Source organism: Sphingopyxis sp. MG (assembly GCF_002953155.1).
Taxonomy (GTDB): Bacteria; Pseudomonadota; Alphaproteobacteria; order Sphingomonadales; family Sphingomonadaceae; genus Sphingopyxis; species Sphingopyxis granuli.
Genome location: NZ_CP026381.1, coordinates 2,683,294 through 2,704,487, shown reverse-complemented (window position 1 = coordinate 2,704,487; position 21,194 = coordinate 2,683,294). Strand labels below are relative to the sequence as shown.

General features: G+C 69.4%; 17 protein-coding genes. 12 read left to right on the top strand and 5 right to left on the bottom strand.

What is annotated here, in order from left to right:
* Nucleotides 1–3 precede the first annotated feature (3 nt).
* The 12 genes from C3E99_RS19780 (at nucleotide 4) to C3E99_RS12415 (ending at nucleotide 15,532) form a co-directional block, all read left to right on the top strand.
* Complete coding sequence (locus C3E99_RS19780) at nucleotides 4–150, top strand: hypothetical protein (RefSeq protein WP_156483142.1); 147 nt, start codon at nucleotides 4–6, stop codon at nucleotides 148–150.
* A 53-nt stretch (nucleotides 151–203) separates the two neighbouring features.
* On the top strand, nucleotides 204–1,220 hold the full coding sequence (locus C3E99_RS12465; protein ID WP_104959843.1) for a hypothetical protein: 1,017 nt from the start codon (nucleotides 204–206) through the stop codon (nucleotides 1,218–1,220).
* A gap of 80 nt (nucleotides 1,221–1,300) precedes the next feature.
* Complete coding sequence (locus tag C3E99_RS12460) at nucleotides 1,301–2,185, top strand: hypothetical protein (RefSeq protein ID WP_076076746.1); 885 nt, start codon at nucleotides 1,301–1,303, stop codon at nucleotides 2,183–2,185.
* Between the two features lie 114 nt (nucleotides 2,186–2,299).
* Nucleotides 2,300–4,123 (top strand): translation elongation factor 4, encoded by a 1,824-nt coding sequence (gene lepA, locus C3E99_RS12455; protein ID WP_076076743.1) that lies wholly within the window; start codon nucleotides 2,300–2,302, stop codon nucleotides 4,121–4,123.
* Nucleotides 4,124–4,185: 62 nt separating this feature from the next.
* A complete protein-coding gene (locus C3E99_RS12450) occupies nucleotides 4,186–4,800 on the top strand; it encodes a GNAT family N-acetyltransferase (protein ID WP_067110287.1) in 615 nt (204 codons plus the stop codon).
* A 50-nt stretch (nucleotides 4,801–4,850) separates the two neighbouring features.
* Complete coding sequence (locus C3E99_RS12445; protein ID WP_076076741.1) at nucleotides 4,851–6,230, top strand: amidohydrolase family protein; 1,380 nt, start codon at nucleotides 4,851–4,853, stop codon at nucleotides 6,228–6,230.
* On the top strand, nucleotides 6,220–7,344 hold the full coding sequence (locus C3E99_RS12440) for a dipeptidase (protein ID WP_076076738.1): 1,125 nt from the start codon (nucleotides 6,220–6,222) through the stop codon (nucleotides 7,342–7,344). Before C3E99_RS12445 ends, C3E99_RS12440 begins: the two co-directional genes overlap by 11 nt.
* 356 nt (nucleotides 7,345–7,700) lie before the next feature.
* Entirely contained in the window at nucleotides 7,701–9,890 is a 2,190-nt protein-coding gene (locus tag C3E99_RS12435; RefSeq protein WP_158682278.1) for a TonB-dependent receptor, read from the top strand.
* Nucleotides 9,891–9,894: 4 nt separating this feature from the next.
* Nucleotides 9,895–11,277, top strand: a complete 1,383-nt coding sequence (locus C3E99_RS12430) for an MFS transporter (RefSeq protein WP_158682276.1) — start codon at nucleotides 9,895–9,897, stop codon at nucleotides 11,275–11,277.
* Entirely contained in the window at nucleotides 11,264–12,979 is a 1,716-nt protein-coding gene (locus tag C3E99_RS12425; protein ID WP_076076729.1) for a thiamine pyrophosphate-binding protein, read from the top strand. Before C3E99_RS12430 ends, C3E99_RS12425 begins: the two co-directional genes overlap by 14 nt.
* Nucleotides 12,980–12,984: 5 nt before the next feature.
* The gene (locus C3E99_RS12420) at nucleotides 12,985–14,478 is read left to right on the top strand and encodes a class I adenylate-forming enzyme family protein (RefSeq protein ID WP_104959841.1); all 1,494 of its coding nucleotides are present in this window, start codon (nucleotides 12,985–12,987) and stop codon (nucleotides 14,476–14,478) included.
* 19 nt (nucleotides 14,479–14,497) lie between these two features.
* Nucleotides 14,498–15,532, top strand: a complete 1,035-nt coding sequence (locus C3E99_RS12415) for an LLM class flavin-dependent oxidoreductase (protein WP_076076726.1) — start codon at nucleotides 14,498–14,500, stop codon at nucleotides 15,530–15,532.
* Nucleotides 15,533–15,559: 27 nt separating this feature from the next.
* On the opposite strand, the gene C3E99_RS12410 is transcribed toward C3E99_RS12415, so the two are convergent.
* Genes C3E99_RS12410 through C3E99_RS12390 form a run of 5 tightly spaced genes read right to left on the bottom strand, consistent with a single transcriptional unit; the run spans nucleotide 15,560 to nucleotide 21,166 of the window.
* On the bottom strand, nucleotides 15,560–16,648 hold the full coding sequence (locus C3E99_RS12410) for a zinc-binding dehydrogenase (protein WP_076076725.1): 1,089 nt from the start codon (nucleotides 16,646–16,648) through the stop codon (nucleotides 15,560–15,562).
* A complete protein-coding gene (locus C3E99_RS12405) occupies nucleotides 16,645–17,916 on the bottom strand; it encodes a cytochrome P450 (protein WP_158682274.1) in 1,272 nt (423 codons plus the stop codon). Before C3E99_RS12405 ends, C3E99_RS12410 begins: the two co-directional genes overlap by 4 nt.
* A 39-nt stretch (nucleotides 17,917–17,955) precedes the next feature.
* Entirely contained in the window at nucleotides 17,956–18,729 is a 774-nt protein-coding gene (locus tag C3E99_RS12400) for an SDR family NAD(P)-dependent oxidoreductase (RefSeq protein ID WP_076076723.1), read from the bottom strand.
* Entirely contained in the window at nucleotides 18,729–19,517 is a 789-nt protein-coding gene (locus C3E99_RS12395; RefSeq protein WP_083675148.1) for an alpha/beta fold hydrolase, read from the bottom strand. Before C3E99_RS12395 ends, C3E99_RS12400 begins: the two co-directional genes overlap by 1 nt.
* The gene (locus tag C3E99_RS12390) at nucleotides 19,514–21,166 is read right to left on the bottom strand and encodes an FAD-dependent oxidoreductase (RefSeq protein ID WP_076076722.1); all 1,653 of its coding nucleotides are present in this window, start codon (nucleotides 21,164–21,166) and stop codon (nucleotides 19,514–19,516) included. Before C3E99_RS12390 ends, C3E99_RS12395 begins: the two co-directional genes overlap by 4 nt.
* Nucleotides 21,167–21,194 lie beyond the last annotated feature (28 nt).

The window sequence follows — 21,194 nt, the reverse complement described above, 5'->3', positions numbered from 1 at the left end:
CATATGGGGGTAGAGGCCATCGACATCGACAGCATCCCGCTGCTCGACACCGCCGTCGGGCTGTTCGGATCGCTGGCGCCGATGCAATCGACGCCCGGATCGTCGGTGTTCGAAGTCACCGTCACCGTCGTCCTGATCATCTACGACTGAGCGCCTGCGCGCGGCGGCGCCGTCTTTCCCGCGCCGCCGCGCGCCCTTTCCGCATGGACCACGGCACGATGCCGCGCTCGCGGCACGATCATTTCCCGCGCCGCGACGAAGCGCGCCGCCGGCGCCGCCACGCCGCCGCGAGCGCACTCGACGCGGCGTGGCGCGCGGGCGACCTCGCCCCGGACGGCCTGCTCGCGGCGATGCGGGCGCAGGAGGCAGCGACGCCCGAAGCCGCGATCGCGGCGCTGGCCCCGTGGCTTGCCGACATCGACTGGCTGCGCGCGCGCCTCGGCGAGGCGCTGGGCCTGCTTGCCGCCGACGCTTTCGCGCGCCCGCCGCTGCGCCCGGTCGGCGGCGGCGCGCTCGGCGGGCTGCTGCTCGCCGAAGCGGGCGCGATCCGGCTGACGCTGCTGCTCCGCTCCTTCGATGCCGCCGCGCACGAAGGGGCGCCGACCGCGCTGTTCGTCCCCGGCCGTTCGGTGACGCGCATCCTCGCGGACGGCGGCGCGATGCTCCGCTTCCACCGCGTCGCGGTCAGCGCCGCAGAGGAAGCGGGCGCCTTCACCGCCGCCGGAGCGAGTCCTTGCCGTAGCACCGACCCGCGGCCGTTGCGCGCGGGGGAGACGATCCGGCTCGATTCGGCGCGCGAGACCTTCGGCCTCAGCGGCGGCAGCGGTGACGTGCTGATGCTCCAGCTTGCGATCCAGCCGCCGTCGCCCCTGCCGATCCGCGCCTATGACGTCGCGAGCGGCCGGCTCGCTCATGTCTCCGCCTCGCGCCGCGACAGCAGCTTTCGCCAGATGGCGCTCGCGCTGCTTCGTGCGATGCACCGCACCGACGCCGCGCCGCTCTTCGCCGCCGAAGCCGCCAGCGAGGATTTCGCCGCGCGCTGGAACGCGATGCGCGAACTGATCGCGCTCGACCCCGACGCCCCGCGCGCGCCGCTCGCGCGCATGGCCGCCGCCGACCCGCACCCGGAGGTCCGTGCCGCTGCCGCCGCGACGCTGGCACTCTATCCATCCCCTCCCGCAAGCGGGAGGGGCAGCGAGGCTCGCGAACTTGTTCGCTAGCCGCAGCGGGGTGGGTCGGTGCGCCGCGGAAAGCCCAGCCCCAACTCCTCCCGGAAGCGGGAGGCGAGCAGGAGAATATCATGCCGCGCCCGATCGTCCCGCCCGCCGCGCCCGAATATGATCTGGAGGAGGTGGCGGCGCGCCTCGACGAGGCCGGCGTCGATCTCGGTGACGAGGACAGCCTCGCCCGCTGCGCGGTGCTTCTCGCGGGTTTGGCGAACAACCGCGATTTCCTTGCCGATCGCGTGGTCGCCGAACTCAAGGCGAGCTACCGCGACCAACTCGAGGCGAACCGCTATTCGGCGCAGGTCTTCCTGCTCCATCGCAGCCGCTGCGGCTATTTCATCCGCGCCAACATGTGGCCGGCCGAGCGCGACGCCGCCTATGCCGCCAGCGGCGCCGCCGCCTTCGCCTACGGCCTGCCGCACGACCATAATTTCTCGTTCCTGACTGTCGGCTATTGGGGGCCGGGCTATATCAGCGACTATTATGATTATGACGCGGAGGCCGTCGACGGCCGCCTTGGTGAGCCGCTGAACCTGCGCTTCGTCGAGCGCAGCAGCCTGAGCGAAGGCACGATGATGCTCTACCGCGCCCACCGCGACATCCACAGCCAGCTCCCGCCCGAACGGCTGTCGGTCAGCCTCAACATCATGGACGAGGGCGAAGCCGTTCCGTGGCGCGACCAGTATATCGTCGATCTCGAAAGCGGCACCATCGCCCGCCGCCCGACGATTACCGCGGCGGAGATGCTGCTGCGCTGCGCGGTCCACCTGACCGACGAGGGCAAGGACATCGCCGACCATTTCGCCGCCGCACACCCCGTCCCCCGCGTCCGCGCCACCGCGCTCGCCGCACTGGCGGCGGTGAAGGAGGGCGGGGGCAGGGCGGCGGTGCTCGAACGCGGACTGCGCGATAAGGACGCGCGGGTGCGTGACGATTGCGCGCGCTGGCTGGCCGGATGATCCCCGCCGGACGACGGCCCGTAAAAGCCGCCTTTCCTATATTACCCTGCTATGCCGGCCTCCCGCCGTCACGCCTGCTGACAGCGCCCTCAACCCCTGCTAACGGGCGGCGCCATGACAACGCCCCTTTCGCATATCCGCAACTTCTCGATCATCGCGCACATCGACCATGGCAAGTCGACGCTCGCCGACCGGCTGATCCAGTTCACCGGCGGCCTCACCGAGCGCGAGATGTCGGCGCAGGTGCTCGACAATATGGACATCGAGAAGGAACGCGGCATCACCATCAAGGCGCAGACCGTGCGCCTGTCGTACAAGGCCCACGACGGCGAAACCTATCAGCTCAACCTGATGGACACGCCGGGCCACGTCGATTTCGCCTATGAGGTGTCGCGGTCGCTCGCCGCCTGCGAGGGCGCGCTGCTCGTCGTCGATGCGGCGCAGGGGGTGGAGGCGCAGACGCTCGCCAACGTCTACCAGTCGATCGAGCATGATCACGAGATCGTCCCGGTCATCAACAAGATCGACCTGCCCGCCGCCGACGTCGACAAGGTGAAGGCGGAGATCGAGGACATCATCGGGCTGCCCGCCGACGACGCGGTGCTCGCCAGCGCCAAATCGGGGATCGGCATCGAGGACGCGCTCGAGGCGATCGTCGCGAAGATTCCCCCGCCGAAGGGCGACCCCGCCGCGCCGCTGGTCGCAATGCTCGTCGACAGCTGGTACGACCCCTATCTGGGCGTCGTCATCCTCGTCCGCGTCGTCGACGGCGTGCTGAGGAAGGGCCAGCAGATCAAGTTCATGCAGGCGGGCACCACCCACCTGATCGACCGCGTCGGCTGCTTCACCCCGAAGCGGCAGGACCTGACCGAGATCGGTCCCGGCGAGATCGGTTTCATCACCGCGCAGATCAAGGACGTCGCGCAGGCGCGCGTCGGCGACACCGTCACCGACGCGAAGAAACCCGCCGCGGCGCCGCTGGCGGGGTTCAAGGAAGTGCAGCCGGTCGTTTTCTGCGGCCTCTTCCCCACCGACGCCAACGATTTCGAGAAGCTGCGCGAAAGCATCCAGAAGCTGCGCCTCAACGACGCGTCGTTCAGCTTCGAGATGGAGACGAGCGCCGCGCTGGGCTTCGGCTTCCGCTGCGGTTTCCTCGGCCTTCTGCACCTCGAGATCATCCAGGAGCGGCTGACCCGCGAATATGACCTCGACCTGATCACCACCGCGCCGTCGGTGGTCTACAAGCTCAAGCTCACCCGGTCGAAGGAAGGCGGCCCGACCGAGATGGAGCTGCACAACCCCGCCGACATGCCCGACCCGAACCGGATCGAGGAGATCGAGGAGCCGTGGATCGAGGCGGTGATCTACGTCCCCGACGAATATCTCGGCGCGATCCTCAAGCTGTGCCAGGACCGCCGCGGCATCCAGAAGAACCTCACTTACGTGGGCGGCCGCGCGCAGATCACCTACGAACTGCCGCTCAACGAGGTGGTGTTCGACTTCTACGACCGGCTGAAGAGCATTTCGCGCGGCTATGCCAGCTTCGACTATCACCAGATCGGCCACCGCCCCGGCGACCTCGTCAAGATGAGCATCCTCGTCAACAACGAGCCGGTCGACGCGCTGTCGATGATCGTCCATCGCGGCAGTGCCGAGGCGCGCGGACGCGGCATGTGCGAGCGGCTGAAGGACCTGATCCCGCGCCACATGTTCAAGATTCCGATCCAGGCGGCGATCGGCGGCAAGGTGATCGCCCGCGAAACCATCGCCGCGCTGCGCAAGGACGTGACCGCCAAATGCTATGGCGGCGACGCGACCCGCAAGAAGAAGCTCCTCGAAAAACAGAAGGAGGGGAAGAAGCGGATGCGCGAATATGGCAACGTCAACATCCCGCAGGAGGCGTTCATCGCCGCGCTGCGGATGGGCGACGACGCCTGAGGCTGGCCATCGCCGCCGCGGCGGGTTAGCTTCGCGCTTCCGCAGCGACGGAAGGACAGGCGATGGAGCAGGCCCGGGCAAGGCCGATCGACAATATCGTCGTGTGCAGCCGGCTCACCGACGGGACGGCGGTGTGTCTGCGCACGATCACGCCCGACGATGCCGACCTGCTGCGGCAGGGGATCGCGAAGCTGTCGGCGGAGGCGCGCTATCTGCGCTTCTTCTCGCCGGCGCCGACGATGCCCGACGCGGTGGTCGAACGGCTCGCCGACGTCGACGGGCACGATCACATCGCCTGGGGCGCCATCTGCACCGAATGCGAGGGCGAGCCGGCGATCGGCGCGGTGCACGCGGTGCGGCATCACAGCGACGGGCGCGTCGGCGAGTATTCGATCGCGGTGCTCGACGCCTTTCACGGGCTGGGGCTGGCGCGGATGATGACCGCGGCGCTGCTCGTCGACTGTCTCGCGGCCGGGCTGACGACGCTCGACATCCATATCCTGTCGCACAACCGCGCGGCGGCCCGGCTGATCACCGCGATGGGCGCGCGCCGCAAGCTCGAATCGGCGGGGGTCGCCGACTATGAACTCGACGTCGCGGCGGGGCTCGAATCGCTGCGGCAGGATCGGGATTTTCCAGGGGTGCAGGACGTGCTGCGCCAGCTCGGCGCGGCGTGATGCGCGCCCGGCAATTGCGGACAGCGGGCAATGGGGCTAGCGCCATCGCCATGTCTGCGTCGCTCCCGCGCCCGTTCGCCATCCCGGCTTTCCTCCGCTCGCTTGTCTTTGCGGCTTCGCTGTTGGCGGCCGTTCCGTCGAGTGCGGCCGAGGCGATACTCTATGCCGATATAACGATCATCGACGGAACCGGGGCGCCGGCGCGTCCCGGTCAGGACCTATTGATCGAGGGCGAGCGGATCGTCGCGATCGGCGCGCACGGTAGCCTGGGGGAGCGCGCGCGGACGGCGCGCACAGTTCCGCTGCCGGGCCGCTTCGTCATCCCGGGGCTGATCGACAGCCACGTCCATTTGGCGACGCCGCCGAACCGCGCGCGGGCGGAGGCGATCCTGCGCCGCCAGCTCTACGGCGGCGTCACCGCGGTGCGCGACATGGCGGACGACCTGCGCGCGGTGGGCGAACTGGCGCGCGCATCGCTGGTCGGCGAGATAGCGGCGCCCGACATCTATTATGCCGCGCTGATGGCGGGGCCGCCCTTCTTCGCCGATCCGCGCGTCCTCGCGGTGACGCGGGGGTTCGCGCCGGGCACCGCGCCGTGGATGCAGGCGATCGACACAAAGACCGACCTGCGTCTGGCCGTGGCGCTGGCACGCGGCACGGCGGCGACCGCGATCAAGATCTACGCCGACCTGTCCGCCGAGCGCGTCGCCGCCATCACCGCCGAGGCGCACCGCCAGAAGCTGATGATCTGGGCGCACAGCGCCATCTTTCCCGCCCGCCCGGCGCAGGTGATCGAGGCGGGCGCCGATGTCGTCAGCCATGTCTGCTACCTGGCCTATGAGGCGCAGCCGGTGATGCTCACCGCCTATGAGGATCGCACGCCGGTCGACGAGGCGCTGCTGGCCCCGACGGGCGACGATCCGGTGGTCGCCCGCCTCTATCGGACGATGCGCAAGCAAGGCACGATCCTCGACGCGACGGGCAGCCTGTTCGTCAAGTTCGAGGCCGAACGCAAGGCGGATCCGGGCAAGAAGCCGCTTCGCTGCAGCGGGGCGCGGACGATCGCGCTGACCCAGCAGGCGTGGCGGGCGGGCATTCCGATCTCGACCGGCACCGATTTCGTCAACCCCGCCGGCGATCCGTGGCCCGCAGTCCATGCCGAATTGCTTTACCTCGCCCACGACGTCGGCATGCCGCCGCTCGCGGTCATCCATTCGGCGACGCTCGTCGGTGCGCGTGCGGCGGGACAGGACAGCGACATGGGGTCGATCGAGGTGGGGAAGTTGGCGAACCTTGTCGTTCTTCGTGCAGATCCTCTCGCCGACATCGGCAATATCGGGAGCATCGAGATGACGGTGAAGCGCGGCCGGGAATTCCGTCGCGCCGATTATGTCGTCCCGACGGCCGCGGAGCTTGGCGATGACGATTGACCGGCGGGCGCTGCTGGCCGGCGCGGCGGGACTGGCGGCGGCCTCGCTGGGGCCGTCCGCGGTGCGCGCCGCGGCGGCGCCCGGCCGCGCGAACCGGCTGATCGTCAATGCGCTCGGCGGCCTTTCCGATCCCAATGTCGAGGGCGCCGACGATCCCTATTCGCCGCGCGTGCTGGCCGAAGCGCGCGAATCGGGCGTCACCGCGATCAACTGCACCTTCGGCTATGTCGCCGGTCCCGACGACCCGTTCGAGGCGAGCGTCCGCGACGTCGCCAAAGCCGACGCGCTGCTCCGCCGCCACCCGGCCGATCTGCTCAAGGTTTTCGGCGCCGCCGACATCCGCCGCGCCGGGGCCGAAAGGAAGATCGGCATCCTCTACGGCTTCCAGAACGGCGCGATGCTCGGCGAGGACGCGAGCCGCGTCGACCTGTTCGCCGACATGGGCGTCCGCATTTTCCAGCTCACCTACAATCCCGCCAACCGGCTCGGCGACGGCGCCATGGCGCCCGAGAATCGCGGCCTGACGCCCTTCGGACGGGAGGTCGTCGAGCGGCTCAACGCGCAGCGCATGATCGTCGACCTGTCGCACAGCGGCGAGCGCACCTGCCTGGAGGCGGCGCGGCTGTCGACGGCCCCCATCTCGATCAACCACACCGGCTGCCGCGCCGTGACCGACCTGCCGCGCAACAAGACCGATGCCGAACTGCGGCTGGTCGCCGAAAGGGGCGGCTTCGTCGGCATCTATTTCATGCCGTTCCTCGCCCGGTCGGGCCGCGCCCGCGCCGCGGACGTCGTCGCGCATATCGACCATGCGGTGAACATCTGCGGAGAGGATCATGTCGGCATCGGCACCGACGGCACCGTGACCGCGATCGACGATCTCCACGCATATCAGGCCGTCCTCGCCAAGGAGATCGCCGAGCGCCGCGCCGCCGGGATCAGCGCCGCCGGCGAGCGGCCGGACACCTATCCCTTCGTCGTCGACCTGCGCGGACCCGGCCAGTTCTTCAGGCTGATCGACCTTCTGTCGGCCCATGGCTATTCGAGCGGCCGGATCGAGAAGATCATGGGACTCAATTTCCTGCGCCACGTGGAAACCGTCTGGGGCAGTTGACGGGCGCGGGCGTTCCCGTCCGATCCGACGGATCGCAAAGAGCGTACTGACGAAATGGCGAGACCGCGCTTCGCGGTGCGCGGCTGAAATCGCGGGCGGCCGTCGCGCGACCGATTCCGCAGATTACACCTCTTCGAGTTGAATTTGATTGGCCCGTCGCCGGGCCCGCCGGCGCTGCCTTTCCCTTGGGCAGGACGGCCGCATCGCCGGGGCCGTGAAGCCTCTCGAGCCGAAATTTCGTCGAGAGGCTTGATTTATCATAATCAGATAGATAATTCATAGGAAAATAACCGTTCGAACAACGAGCGGTCTTGGGGAGAGAAACGATGGCAAATATCTACCGAAAAAGGATTTTCTTGTGCTCGGCGGCTCTTTCCGTGGTCGCCGCGGCGAATCCCGTCGGCGCGCAAACCACCGCAACGAGCAACGCGAGTCATGTCGATTCGGGCGATGCGGAGATCATCATCACCGCTCAGAAGCGCGAGGAGCGGCTGGTCGACGTTCCCATTTCGCTGACCGCGCTCACCAGCGATCAACTGGCCGCGGCGGGCGTCACGCAATTCCACGACCTGTCGCAGGTGGCGCCGGGTTTCACCTCCGAACAATATGGCGATGCGCGGGCCGGGCGCATCATGCTGCGCGGGGTAACGTCGCAGCAGGATAACCCCGGCAAGCAGTCGTCGGTCGGCGTCTTCCTGGATGGCGTCTTTCTGGCCCGCTACGGCGCGGCGACGGGCGAACTCGCCGACATCGAGCGCGTCGAGATCCTGCGCGGTCCGCAGGGGACGCTGTTCGGCGCCAATACGGCGGCCGGGCTCGTCAATATCGTCACGCGGCGTCCGTCGCTGTCGGGCGTCGAAGGCTTCGTCGAGGGCGTTGCGGCCGAGCATGACGCGTTCGAACTGCGCGGAAGCGTGACCGGGCCGCTGGTCGAGGATCGACTCGGCATCAGCGTTTCGGCCTATCATGTGCGCCGGGGCGGCCTGACGCACAATGCGACCACCGGCCGTTCGGTCGACAATCTGCGCCGCAGCGGCGGCCGGGCGAAACTCTATTATCGCGGCGAGGGCTTCGATGTCCTTCTGTCGGGCGATTATCTGCGCGAACGGTCCGAATGCTGTTCGGCGATTCCCGTTGCCTGGACCCCCACGGCCAACGTCTTCGGTGTCCCGATCGTCTCGCTGATCCCCGCCGGATCGCCCTATTCGCGCCAGACGATCCAGAACAGCCGCAACCTCAACCCGAACAGCGGCGGCGGGGTTTCGGCGGAGATCAACGTCGATGTCGGGGATCATGTGCTGACGTCGGTGACGGCGTGGCGCCGCTGGGACGTCACGCCGATCAGCGATATCGATTCGCTGCCACTCCGCCTGCTCGACGATTTCTACATCGATCAGCGGCACGATCAGTTCAGCCAGGAATTGCGGATCGCTTCGCCCTCGGGACAGCGCGTCACCTATGTCGCGGGCCTCTATTATTTCGCGCGGCGATCCGACGATCTGGAAATATTGCAGCCGCGCGCCGACGCCGCGGCCGTCATCCTTCCGGGTCAGCGCGGCGACACCACCATCGCGTCGCGCCTGAACGACAAGAGCTATGCCGCCTTCGCGCACGTCGATTTCAACCTGACAGACCGTCTGACCCTGTCCGCCGGTGGCCGCTATACCCGCGAGGACCAGGACGTCGATTTCACCCAGACGTCGGGCAACGTCGCTTATGCTTCGCTGGGCAATCGCCAGCAGTCGCGGCGGGAGTCGCAGTTCACCTGGGTCGCCAACGCGCGCTACAGCCTGCAGCGCGACCTCAACCTCTATGCCAGCGTGGCGCGGGGGTTCAAGCCGGGCGGGTTCGACCTGACGCGCCTTCCGAATTTCAACAATTTCGAGTTCGACGCGGAAAAGAACACCAATTACGAAATCGGGCTGAAGGGCAATATCCTCGACCGCAAGCTGCGCTTTTCGGCCGCCCTGTTCTGGACCGATTACCAGAATTTTCAGGCGCAGGCCTTCGACGGCCTGAATCTGGTCACGCGCAATGCGGAGCTTTTCCGCATCAAGGGCGGCGAACTGGAGGTCACCGCCCTCCCCACCGAGGGGCTGACGCTGCAATTCCAGACATCCTACACCCATGCGCGTTACGTGGACTTCACCGACGGTTCGTGCGTTCCCGGCATCGCGCCGCCGTGCGACCTGTCGGGCAAGCGCCTGCCGAACGCACCCGAATGGACGCTGGGCGGATCGGCCGAATATCGTGCGCCGCTGACGGCGGCGCTGACCGGCTATGGCCGGATCGACGGCAGCCACAAGAGCAGCGTCTTTTATCAGCAGAACCTCGACCCCTATGCCTTTCAGGGGCCGCGGACGATCATCAACGCGCGGCTGGGCATCGAAACGGCGTCAGGGCTGACGCTCGAAGCCTTCGCGCGGAACCTGTTCAACGACAAATATGTGAATTTCGTCTACCCATCGCCGCTGTCGACCGGCCTGTACGTCGGCTACGTCGGCGATCCGCGCCAGTTTGGCGTCCGCGCCCGCTACAGCTTCTGACCTCGTGACGACTCTCTCCGTCATGGGCAGGGGAAGGGGGCAGAGGCCATGGGCGGCGGCCGGGGCACCGGTCGTCGTCCTGCTGCTCGGCCTGCTGTATATCGTTTCCTATCTCGACCGCCTGATCCTGGCGCTGCTGGTGGCGCCGGTGCGGGCCGAATTCGGCATCAGCGACACCGCCATCGCCCTGCTCGTCGGTCCGGTCTTCGCGCTGTTCGGCGGCGTGTTCGCCTTGCCGATGGGGTGGCTCGCCGACCGGGTCCGGCGCACCCGGCTGATCCTCGCCGGCGTCCTGTGCTGGACGACCGCGACGATCGCGACGGCCTTTGCGCCCAGCTTCGAAACGGTCGCGATCCTGCGCGTCGGGGTCGCGGTGGCGGAGGCCGTGCTGTTTCCGGCGGCGATCTCGATGATCGCCGACCTGTTCCCGCCCGACCGGCGCGCGGCCGCGACGAGCGTTTTCGTCGGCTTCGGCGTGTTCGGCGCCTTCGGTGCCTTCATGCTGGGCGGCGTCGCGGTGCAGCTGCTGGGCAGCGAGCCGGTCGCGATCGGCAGTCTGTTTCTGGCGCCATGGCGGGCGACGTTCGTCGTCGTGGCGCTGCCGGGCCTGCTGCTCGCCGCGCTGTTCGCCGCGGCGGTGCGCGAGCCGCCGCGCACCGCGTCGATCCGCGCGGCCGTGCCGGTCGATGCGGCGCCGACGTCGCCCGAGCGGGTTTTCGCGCGCCGGAACATGCCGCTGTTCGTCCTTCTGTTCGTCGCCTCCGCGCTTGGGCAGGCGATCGTGCTGGGGGTCAGTTCGTGGTTGCCCAGCCTGCTGGTCCGCGACTTCGGCTTCGAGGCGGGGCAGGCAGGAATCTGGTTCGGGCTGTCGGGCGTGACCGCGGCCCTCGCCGGACTGGCGGCCGCGCCGCGCATCGCCGGCCATTTTCGGTCGCGCGGCCGCATGGACGCGCTGCCGCTGATCTGCGCCGGGGCGATCGCGGTGGGGGCGGTGCCATTGCTCGCCGGTTTCGCGGCCCCGTCGGCGCCGATGCTGCTGCTGTTGCTCGCGGCCGGATATTTCTTTCTCGTGCCCTCGGGCACCTACGCCATCTTCGCGATCAACTGGACGGTGCCGTCGCGCGCGACCGGCCTGTTCGCCGCCGTCTACACGCTCGTCAATTCGCTGGTCGCGGTGGGTTGCGGGCCGATGGTCGTGGCCATGGTCTCCGACCGGCTGGGAGGCGGGGCCAATCTGTCGTCGGGAATGGTCGTGCTCGTCGTGGGCGCGGGGACGCTGTCCATCCTGCTGCTGCTCGCGGCGCTGCGCCCCTTTTCCCGCCTTTGCGAAACCATCGAACGGCCGGTTCCCGGTCCGTCTTCAAGGGGTCAATATGAAACAGAATGAAACCCAGCGCCAGTTCGGCGACGCCCTGATCGAATGCCTGGAGGCGGTCGGCGCCAGCGTGTGCTTCGGCGTGCCGGGCGGGCAGACCATTCCCCTTTATGCCGCCGCGCGCCGCCATGGGTTCCGCCACGTGATGATGCGCGACGAGCGCAATGCCGCCTGCGCCGCCGATGCCTATGCCCGTGTGTCGGGCCGGATCGGGGTGTGCGACGCGACGGTCGGTCCGGGGGCGACCAACCTGGTGTCGGGGCTGGCGGAGGCCTATGCCTCCGCGATCCCGGTCCTCGCGATCGTCGCCGACGTGAAGACCGAGCGCGAGCATCTGCGCGTGCGCGGCGTCGCCTCGCAGGCGATGGAGCAGCAGGCGATGCTGCAGGGCGTGACCAAGCGGGTCAGCCGCGTCCACGCGCCGGAGGGCTTGCCCGACGTCTTTGCCGAGGCAGTGCGCACCGCCGTGACCGGCCGCGCCGGCCCAGCGGTGCTCGAGATTCCGGAGGACATCTTCTTTGCGCCCGCCGCCGGCGAGGCCGTGGCCGCGGACCCCGAGGCGGGGCGCTGGCCGCGCTACGGCGCCGCGCCTCGGACCGAGGATGTCGCGCAGGCGGCCGAGCTGCTGACGCAGGCACAGCGTCCGCTGATCCTCGCCGGCGGCGGGGCGCTCAGCAGCCGCGAGGCGGCCGAGGTGGTCGCGCTGGCCGAGCAATGCTCGATCCCCGTCGTTACCTCGATCAACGGCAAGGGGGTCATCGACGAATATCATCCGCTGTCGCGCGGCGTCGTCGGCGTGTTCGGATCGGTCGAAGCCAGCGTGGCGCTGCGCCAGGCGGATGTGGTGCTGGTGCTGGGGTCGAAATTCGCCCAGTTCAATTCCTTCCTCTGGCGCCTGCCGTCGGCGCGGCAGACTCTGATCCATGTCGATAGCGACGGGGCCGAACTGGGGCGCGCGATTCCGGCGCGGCTGTCGATCTGCGCCGACGCGGGGCGCACCGCGCGCCGCCTGCGCGAGGCGCTGGGCGGCGCGGCGCCGCGCGCGGCATGGCAGACGGACCTTTCCGAATGCCCCGCGCAGCCGGGCACGGCCGAGGGCGATCCGCGCGTCGCGCCGGAGCAGGTGATCCTCGCGCTGTCCGACCTTGCGGACGAGGACTGCGTTCTGGTGTCGGACGCCAGCCTGGCGTCGGGGTGGACCGCTTCGCGCTATCGCGTGCGCGGCAGCGGGCGGCATTTCCTGGCGCCGCGCGGGCTGGCCGGGATCGGCTGGGCCGGGGGCGCCGCGATCGGCGCGGCGCTGGCGCTGGGCGACCGGCCGGGCGGGCGCGTGGTGGCGGTGTCGGGCGACGGCGCCACCTCCTATTGGATCGGCGAGGTCGAAACGGCGGTCCGGCACCGGCTGCCGATCGTCTTCGTCATCCTCAACAACGCCGGCTTCGGCTGGATCATGCAGGGCGAGAAGATGCTCGACATCGAGCCGCGCTCGACCTTCGGACCGGTCGATTTCGCGGCGATGGGGCGGGCGATGGGCGCGCGCGGCTATCGCGCCGAAACGCTCGAAGAGGCGCGGGCGGCGCTGCGCGAGGCGTGGCAGGGGGAGGGACCGGCGATCGTCGATATCCTGACCTCGGAGGACGCCTCGCCCAGCGTCGACTGGGGCAGCCTCGATCCGGCGGCGGCCTCGGCCTATGGCGCCTACGGGATGGGGTGACGGCGATGGACGATTTTCATCCCCTGCACATCCATTGGAAGCCGCGCCGGGATGGTGGCGCGCCTCTGATACGGGACGAGCAGCGCGCTTTGTCTTCGGCCGATTTCGCGGCCGAGGTCGCCGGTCTCGCGCTGCTGTTCGTGCAGAAGGGGGTCGGGCGCGGCGACGTGGTCGCGACGATGCTGCCGAACCGGATCGACATCGTCGTCGCGATGTTCGCGGCGTGGCGGATCGGCGCCGCCTTCATGCCGATCAACCCGGCGCTGACCAGCGCCGAAGCGCTGTATCAGGTCGCGGATTCGGGCAGCCGGCTGATCCTGGTCGACGCCGCCGCGCGCGACCGCCTGACGGGGACGACGGCGACGCTGCTGCCGGTCGATGCGCCGCCCGAGCGATCGGCGGCGGTCCTGCCCGACGCGGCGGTGGCGGCCGACGACACCGCGCTGCTCATCTACACCAGCGGCACGACAGGGCGGCCCAAGGGCGTGATGCTGAGCCATGGCAACATCGACGCGATGCTGCGCTCGATCCACGCCGCGCTGCGGCTCGATGGCGACCTGTCGCTGCTCGTGATGCCGCTGTTTCACGTCAACGCCCTGCTGGTCAGCATCCTGGCCCCGCTCGCGGCGGGCGGCGGCGCGTGCATCCTCGAACATTTCGACCGGCACAGCTTCTGGCAGAGCGTGCGCGACAGCGGCGCGAGCTATTTCTCGGGCGTGCCGGCGATGTATCTGCTGCTGACCGCCGAACGCGGCGCCATCGCGCCAGCGCCCCGGCTGCGCTTCGCCATCTGCGGCGCCGCGCCGATGCCCGCGCAGGCGATCGGGGCGTTCGAGGCGCGCTACGCCGTGCCGGTCCTCGAAGGGTACGGGCTGACCGAATCGACTGTCGGCGCGACCCTCAACCCCCTCGACGGCCCGCGCCGCCCCGGCAGCGTCGGCCGCGCGATGCCCGGCATCGAGGTCGCGATCGTCGGCGAGGACGGGGCGTTCTGTCCGCCCGATACGGTCGGCGAGGTCGCCGTCCGCGGCGGCAACGTGATGAAAGGCTATCTGCGCCGGCCGGAGGATAGCGCCGCGGTGCTGGTCGACGGCTGGCTGCGGACGGGCGACCTCGGCCGTCTGGACGGCGCGGGATGGCTGACGCTGGTCGGGCGCAAGAAGGACCTCATCATCCGGGGCGGGGAGAATATCTATCCGTCCGAAGTCGAAGAGGCGATCATGGCGACGCACCTCGTTGCCGAAGCCGCCGTGGTCGGCCGGCCCGACGCGGTGATGGGCGAGGTGCCCGTCGCCTTCGTCGTCGCGCCCGAGGGCGGCGATGCCGACGCCCTCGTCCCCGCGCTGCAGGCGGAGATCGAGAAGGCGCTAGCGCGGTTCAAGCGCCCGGTCGCCTATCATCTTCTGGACAGCCTGCCGCGCAATCCGATCGGCAAGATCGACAAGCCGGCGCTGCGACAGCGGCTCGAACAGGCCGCGCAGCCGGCGACCGCCCCCTAATCAGACAAAGGAGACGATCATGAAATTCGGACTTTTCGGCGGCGCCGCCCGCGGCGCGGACCAGTCGGGCGACAGCCAGTCCTATCGCAGTTTCGTCGATTATGTCGTCGGCGCGGAGGAACTGGGGTTCGATTCGCTGTTCCTGGTCGAGCATCATTTCACCGGGGCGGGCCAGCTCAGCGCCTCGATGACCCTGCTGTCCTATCTGGCGGGGCTGACGACCAGCATGCGCCTTGGCACCGGGGTCACGGTGCTGCCGTGGCACAACCCGGTGCTGATGGCGGAGCAGGCGGCGACGGTCGACGTGGTGTCGGACGGGCGGCTCGATTTCGGCATCGGCCGCGGCTATCGCCCCAACGAGTTCCACGGATTCATGGTCGATCCCGCGACCGCCCCGGCGCGCTTCAACGAGGCCATCGAACTGATCCTGAAAAGCTGGACGACGCGCGAACGCTGGTCGCACGACGGCGAATACTGGCACTATCGCGACATCCTCGTCGAACCGCAGCCGGTGCAGCAGCCGCATCCGCCGATCTGGGTCGCGGCCCAGAGCGAGGCTTCGGTGCGTCAGGCGGCGGCACGCGGGCAGTCGCTGATGCTCGACCAGTTCAGCGACACCCGAACCATCGGCGAGCGCATCGCCTGGTATCGCGACGAGCAGACCCGGCGCGGCGTGGCGTCGCGGCCGCACCAGATCGCGGTGACGCGCGGACTGCTGCTCGTCGACGACGAGGCGAAGCGGACCGGGGAAATCGAACGGCGGCTGAAAGCCATCGCGATGCTCGCCGCGACCGCGCGGGTGCCGGGCGAGGAAAGCGAAGCGCCGGTGGTGGGGTCGCAGATGCTCGATTCCTCGCGCGACGCGACCGAGGCCTCGACCGTGATCGGCACCCCCGAGGCATGCGTCGCCCGCCTGAAGGAACTGGAGGCGGTCGGCGTCGACTACGTGCTGTTCAACGATCCGTGGGGCGGCATCGAGCGGCTGCGCTTCTTTGCGAAAGAGGTGATGGGGGCGTTCGCGGCGCAGCCGGCCGAGGATCGGGCGATCGCCTGACGGGGACGCCCCGGTCGCCGGATCCTCTCACCGGCGGCCGGGGCGGATCACCGCGCGCAATATCTCTCCGCGCGACAAGGCGTCGAGCCCCGCGTTCACGTCGCCCAGCGCCAGCGTGCGGCTGACGAAGCTGGCAAGATCGAGCCGGCCGCTTTCGGCCAGCCGGACGAAGGTGGGAAAGTCGCGGCGGATGTTCGCCGAACCGAACAGCGCGCTCGACAGCCGCTGTTCGGACAGGAAGAAGGGCAGGGCGGCCAGATCGAACGTCGCGTCCGCCGGCGGCATGCCGACGATGACGATTTCCCCCGAACGGCGCGTGATCGCCTGCGCCTGCGCCACGGTGGCGGGGGCTGCGACCGCATCGATGGTCGCGTCGACGCCCAGTCCGCCGGTCGCGGCGCGGACGGCCTCGGCCGGATCGCCCGCCCCCGGATCGAGGACCAGCGTCGCGCCCCGGCGCCGGGCATCGTCGCGGCGCGCGGGATTGGGGTCGATGGCGACGATCGTCGCCGCACCCTTCAGGCCCGCGCCCAGGATGGCGGCGAGCCCGACGGTGCCGCAGCCGATGACCGCCAGCGACCCGCCGTGCGACAGCTGGGTCCGGTTGAGAACGGTCGACAGGCCGGTGGTGACGCCGCACCCGATCAGGGCCAGCGATTCGGGCGGCTGATCGGTATCGACCGCGACCAGCGATGCCCGGTCGACCACCATTTCCTCGGCAAAGGTGCCGAGTCCGAAAAGGCCGGTCGCGACCGATCCGTCGGCACGGCGCGCGCGGGGCACCGATCGCAGGTGAAGCGACTGGACGCAGATATGCGGGCGGCCGGAGGCGCACTGGATGCAGTGGCCACATGCCGGCGCCGACGAGCTGATGACCGTGTCGCCGGCCTTCAGCCCCGCGACATGGCTGCCGACGGCCAGCACGGTGCCGCTCGCTTCGTGTCCCATCAGCAGCGGCGACCCATAGCTGTGATCGCCGCGGCGCACGGCGACATCGGTCTGGCAGAGCGCGGTGGCGTCGACGCGGACATGCACGTCGGTCGGCCCGAGCGGCAGGCTTTCCACCTCTTCCAGCCGCAGCGCCTTGCCGGGCGCGACGAAGATCGCGGCCTTCATCCCCACATCGCCGGCACGCCGGTCGGCATGCGATACATCAGGCCGGTGATCTGCGGGGGCGGCTGGCTGTCATCGAACCGCAGGTGCGGAAGATGGTCGAGCAGGGCGTTCAGCGCCGCCGTCAGCTCCATCCGCGCTACCTGCGACCCGGCGCAATAATGAACCCCGGTCGAGAAGGACAGGGTGACGCGCGGGTTGCGGTCGGCGATGAAGCTGTCGGGATCCTCGAAACGCGCGGGGTCGCGGTTGGCGGCGCCGATGGCCGGCTCGACGATCGATCCCGCGGGAATCTCGACCCCGGCGACGACCATATCGCGCGTGGCGAGCCGGGGCGGCGCGAACAGCACCGGGCCGTTCCAGCGCAACAGTTCCTCGATGACGCGCGGAATCCGCTCGCGGTCGTGATAGAGGCGTTCGAGCAGTTCGGGCCGTTCGAGCAGCGTGACGAGCAGGATGCCGAGCGAGCGATAGGTGGTGCCCGCCCCCGCCGGCAGCAGGTTGTTGATCAGGCCGAGGAGGTGGCGCTCGCTGATCTTCTGCTGCACGCCGTCGAGCTCGATCTCGCGTTGCAGCAGCATGCTGACGATGTCGTCGCGCGGATTGCGGCGCCGATCCTCGATGATTCCGCGCATATACTCCTCCACCGCCAGCCGGGCATTGCGCGCCTCGTCGGGCGTCGCGGCCGCGATCTGGAGCATCGCGGCCCATTCGTGAAAGCGCTCGAGATCTTGCGGCCGGATACCGAGCACCATCGCGATGACATAGACGGGGAACTCGGCGCAATATTCGAAATAGAGGTCGGTGCGTCCCTTCGCCTTGAACCCTTCGATCAGATGGTCGAGGCGCGGCCGGACGAACCCGCGCCACAGGTCGAGACCGTGCCGGGTGAAGGCGGGCTGGACGAGGGCGCGGAACTTGCGATGCTCGGGATCGTCGGAGCCCATCAACGACACTTCACCGAAGACATATTCGGTCATCTTGCGGATGCCGGCATTCGAAAAACCGATATTGTCCTGCAATATCTGTTCGGTCACGTCATAGCCGACCGAGATGAAGCGCGGCGCGTCGGGCCAGACTTCGGCCATCGGGTCGGGCACGCCGAACAGGTCGAAGGTCGATCCGCGGTGGATCGGCCCCTGCCGGCGCAATTCGGCGAGCTTCGGATAGGGGTCGGCCACGCGTCCCGCTCCCGTTCGGCTTGTCGTGCGCCGTTCCCAGTCCTCGCGGCCGACGCCGGCCACCATGTCCATGTTAGTGTCTGTCATCATATCTTTCATTCATGTTGAAGCGGGAGAAAAGGCGGGGCGTCAGAAGGCGAGGCCGCCGCCGCCGTCGACGACGAGCGTCTGGCCGTTGACGAAGGACGCCGCCGGGCTGAGCAGGAACAGGATCGCGCGCGCCATGTCCTCCGCCTCGCCGAGCCGGCCCAGAGGCGTGCGCGCAAGAACGTCGCGGCCATAGGCGCCCGCGGTGATGTCGCCGAGGCGGGGGGTGCGGGTGATGCCGGGGGCAACGGCGTTGGCGCGATAGCGGCCGGCCGCGGACACGGCGTGCCAGCGGGTCATCCCGGCGATGGCGGCCTTGCCGGCGGGATACCAGCCATTCTCCGCCGCGCCGCCGCGCCCGGCAACCAGCGAGGGCGGCGGTCCCCCCGCGATCGCTCCCGCGACCGATGCGACATTGACCAGGCTGGCGTGTGCGGCCGGTTCGGGCAGCGCGGCCGCCCAGGCGGCGGTGACGCGCTGCACGCTGCCGGCCGTCTGCGCCAGGCCTTCCTCGATGGTCAGCGGCAGCGACGAAGGCGGTCCCGCATTGTTCACCAGATGCAGGATCGGACCATGTTCGACCGCGATCCGCGCCATGTGCGTCGCCACGGTTTCGGGTTCGCCGGTGTGGAAGACATGGGGGTGAAAGGCCGGGCCGAGGTCGAGGCCGTGCAGGCGGTCGGCGTCGATATCGACCCCGATCACCGTCAGTCCCGCTTCGCACAGCATTTGCGCCGTGGCGGCGCCGATACCGCTGGCGGTGCCGGTGACGATCACCGAACTGCCTGCCGGGAAACCGAGGAAATCGAAAGCCATCAGCAGTCTCCTTGCGCCTGCGCCGCGCGCTCCACGGCCGCGGCAAATGCGGCGGGCTGGTCGATCGACACGAAATGCCCGGCCCCCGGCACGATCTCGCTCGTCGCATGCGCGACGCAGTCGAGCGCGGCGGGGGCGCATTCGGCGGCGGGGCCCTTTTCGCCGAACAGGAAATGGGTGGGGACGGTCAGCGCCGCGAGCGTCGCCATGACGTCATGCGCGCGGATCGATTCCATCGCGGCGATCATCGCCCCGGCGCCCGCTCGGGTGCGGTCGCCGTTCCAGCGCGCCAGCAGGTCGGCGTCGAGCGGCGAGCAGAGGCGCGCCTGCACCGTGTCGAAATCCTGCCGCGGCGTGCCGAACATCCGGTCGACCAGCTGCCACGCCGCATCCCACCATGCGCGCGGGCGCACCTGCATCTCGACGAGCAGCAGCGCCTTCACGCGCTCCGGCGCCCGTGCCGCCAGCGCCGCCGCGACGAAGGCGCCGATCGAATTGCCGACCAGCACCGCGGGTCCGATGGCCTGACGCTCCAGTATCTCGCCCAGCACGGAGGCGCGTTCGTCGATCGACAGGGCCGCATCGGCTTCGTTCGATGCGCCGTGGCCGGGCATGTCCCAGCCGATCAGCGCGAAGCGGGGGGTGAGGAAGGGCAAGCTGCGTTCAAACTCGTGCACCGAATGGCCGTTGCCGTGCAGCAGCACGACCGGATCGCCGCTTCCGGCGCGATAGACGGTTATCGGGCCAGCCGATGTCGATTCGATGCTTTTCGTCCTGTCGCCGCTCATTCCGCGCCTCCCTGCGCCGCGTGGAGGGCCGCCCGCCGGCCGAAGAGCATGCCGGGCGCGATCGAGGCGCCGGCGCCCGGATAGCAGGGGCCGAAGATGCCGCTGGCATTGTTGCCCGCCGCATAGAGCCCCGCGATCGGGCGCAGCGCCGGGTCGAGCGCGCGGCCGTGCAGGTCGGTGCGCACCCCGCCCGCGGTGCCGACATCGCCCGGATAGAGCCGGACGGCATAGAAAGGCGGCTGTTCGACAGGCCCCAGATTGGGGTTCGGCCGGACCCGGCGGTCGCCGTAATAGCGGCTGATCGCCTTCGATCCGCGTCCATGGTCGTCGTCGCGGCCCGCGCGCGCGCCGGCGTTGAAACGGTCGAGGGTATCGCACAGCCGCTGGAGGGGAAGGCCCGTTCTTTCGGCCAGCTCGTCGACCGAACCAGCGCGGATCAGATAGCCGCTTTCGATCCAGCCCGACGGGGTGACCATCGGCGGCGCCATTCCGAACGCGTACCGGCTGCGATGCCGGCTTTCGAGGATCAGCCAGCTGTGATCGGTGCCCAGCGCGGCGTGGCGTGCGATCATCCGCTGGCCGACCTCCATATAGGGCCCGGCCTCGTCCATATAGCGCTCGCCCGCGACGTCGACGACCAGCGAATGCGGAAAGCAGCGATCCCAGACATGGACCATCGGACCGGCGGGCGTCTTGGTGCCCGGAACCCACCACGCCTGGTCCATCATCGCCATCTCGGCGCCCGCATTTGCCGCGGCACGGATGCCGTCGCCCATGTCGCCGGCCGGCGCCATGGTCGCATCGACGCCGACCGGCGCCTGATGGATCTGGCGCAGGCCCGCATGGCGGGCGAAGCCGCCAGTCGCCAGCAGGACGCCCCGGCGTGCGATCACCCGGACCCGCTTGCCGTCGCGGTCGAGCACCGCACCGGCGACGCGGTCCTCCTCGACGATCAGTTCGACGAGGGGCGTGCCGCGCCAGACGACGACGCCGCTTCGCCTTGCCGCCAGCAGCAGGCGGCCGATCAGCGCCTTGCCGCGGGTCGCGGTCCGGGCGCCGGTCAGCCGCGCCTTCGCCGATCGCGCCGCGACGCGCAGCGCCGCGCGCGCCGCGGCCAGCGAGCGTATGCCGAGCGCCATCGTCGACACCTCGACCGAATGGGCGGCCGAGAAGAGCGCCCCTGGCGCCAGCCATTCCTCTGCCTCGCCCAGCGCGCGCAGGTCGAGCGCGTCGCAATAGAGCGTGCGGCCCGCCTCGCGCCCGCCCGGCAGTTCCGCATAATAGTCCGACCAGCCGCGCGCGTGGCGCAGCGCGAGGCCCTGATCGTCGAGAAAACGGGCGAAGGCGGGGCTTTCACGAACGAATATCTTCATGCGCTCCCGGTCGACCTCGTCGCGGCCGGGCCCGACCAGCGCCTCCAGATAGCGCAGGCCGTCCTCGCACGAATCGGCGACGCCGGCGCGTTCGAGCACATGGCTCGCGGGCAGCCAGACCGTTCCCCCCGACAGCGCCGTGGCGCCGCCGAGCCACGCCTCCTTCTCTGCCAGCAGCACGTCGAGCCCCGCAAGGCGCGCGGCCAGCGCCCCGGTCAACCCGGCCGCGCCGCCGCCGAGCACCAGAAAATCGCAATGATGATCGCCCTCTCGCAAGACCTTCCCTTTTTTCTATTTACATATA

Excerpts from the sequence above, each read along its gene's own strand:
- C3E99_RS12415 (WP_076076726.1), top strand. The coding sequence starts at position 14,498 with ATGAAATTCGGACTTTTCGGCGGCGCCGCCCGCGGCGCGGACCAGTCG.
- lepA (WP_076076743.1), top strand. The coding sequence starts at position 2,300 with ATGACAACGCCCCTTTCGCATATCCGCAACTTCTCGATCATCGCGCAC.
- C3E99_RS12465 (WP_104959843.1), top strand. The coding sequence starts at position 204 with ATGGACCACGGCACGATGCCGCGCTCGCGGCACGATCATTTCCCGCGC.
- C3E99_RS12425 (WP_076076729.1), top strand. The coding sequence starts at position 11,264 with ATGAAACAGAATGAAACCCAGCGCCAGTTCGGCGACGCCCTGATCGAA.
- C3E99_RS19780 (WP_156483142.1), top strand. The coding sequence starts at position 4 with ATGGGGGTAGAGGCCATCGACATCGACAGCATCCCGCTGCTCGACACC.
- C3E99_RS12445 (WP_076076741.1), top strand. The coding sequence starts at position 4,851 with ATGTCTGCGTCGCTCCCGCGCCCGTTCGCCATCCCGGCTTTCCTCCGC.
- C3E99_RS12410 (WP_076076725.1), bottom strand. The coding sequence starts at position 16,648 with ATGAAGGCCGCGATCTTCGTCGCGCCCGGCAAGGCGCTGCGGCTGGAA.
- C3E99_RS12405 (WP_158682274.1), bottom strand. The coding sequence starts at position 17,916 with ATGATGACAGACACTAACATGGACATGGTGGCCGGCGTCGGCCGCGAG.
- C3E99_RS12420 (WP_104959841.1), top strand. The coding sequence starts at position 12,985 with ATGGACGATTTTCATCCCCTGCACATCCATTGGAAGCCGCGCCGGGAT.
- C3E99_RS12460 (WP_076076746.1), top strand. The coding sequence starts at position 1,301 with ATGCCGCGCCCGATCGTCCCGCCCGCCGCGCCCGAATATGATCTGGAG.
- C3E99_RS12450 (WP_067110287.1), top strand. The coding sequence starts at position 4,186 with ATGGAGCAGGCCCGGGCAAGGCCGATCGACAATATCGTCGTGTGCAGC.
- C3E99_RS12440 (WP_076076738.1), top strand. The coding sequence starts at position 6,220 with ATGACGATTGACCGGCGGGCGCTGCTGGCCGGCGCGGCGGGACTGGCG.
- C3E99_RS12395 (WP_083675148.1), bottom strand. The coding sequence starts at position 19,517 with ATGAGCGGCGACAGGACGAAAAGCATCGAATCGACATCGGCTGGCCCG.
- C3E99_RS12400 (WP_076076723.1), bottom strand. The coding sequence starts at position 18,729 with ATGGCTTTCGATTTCCTCGGTTTCCCGGCAGGCAGTTCGGTGATCGTC.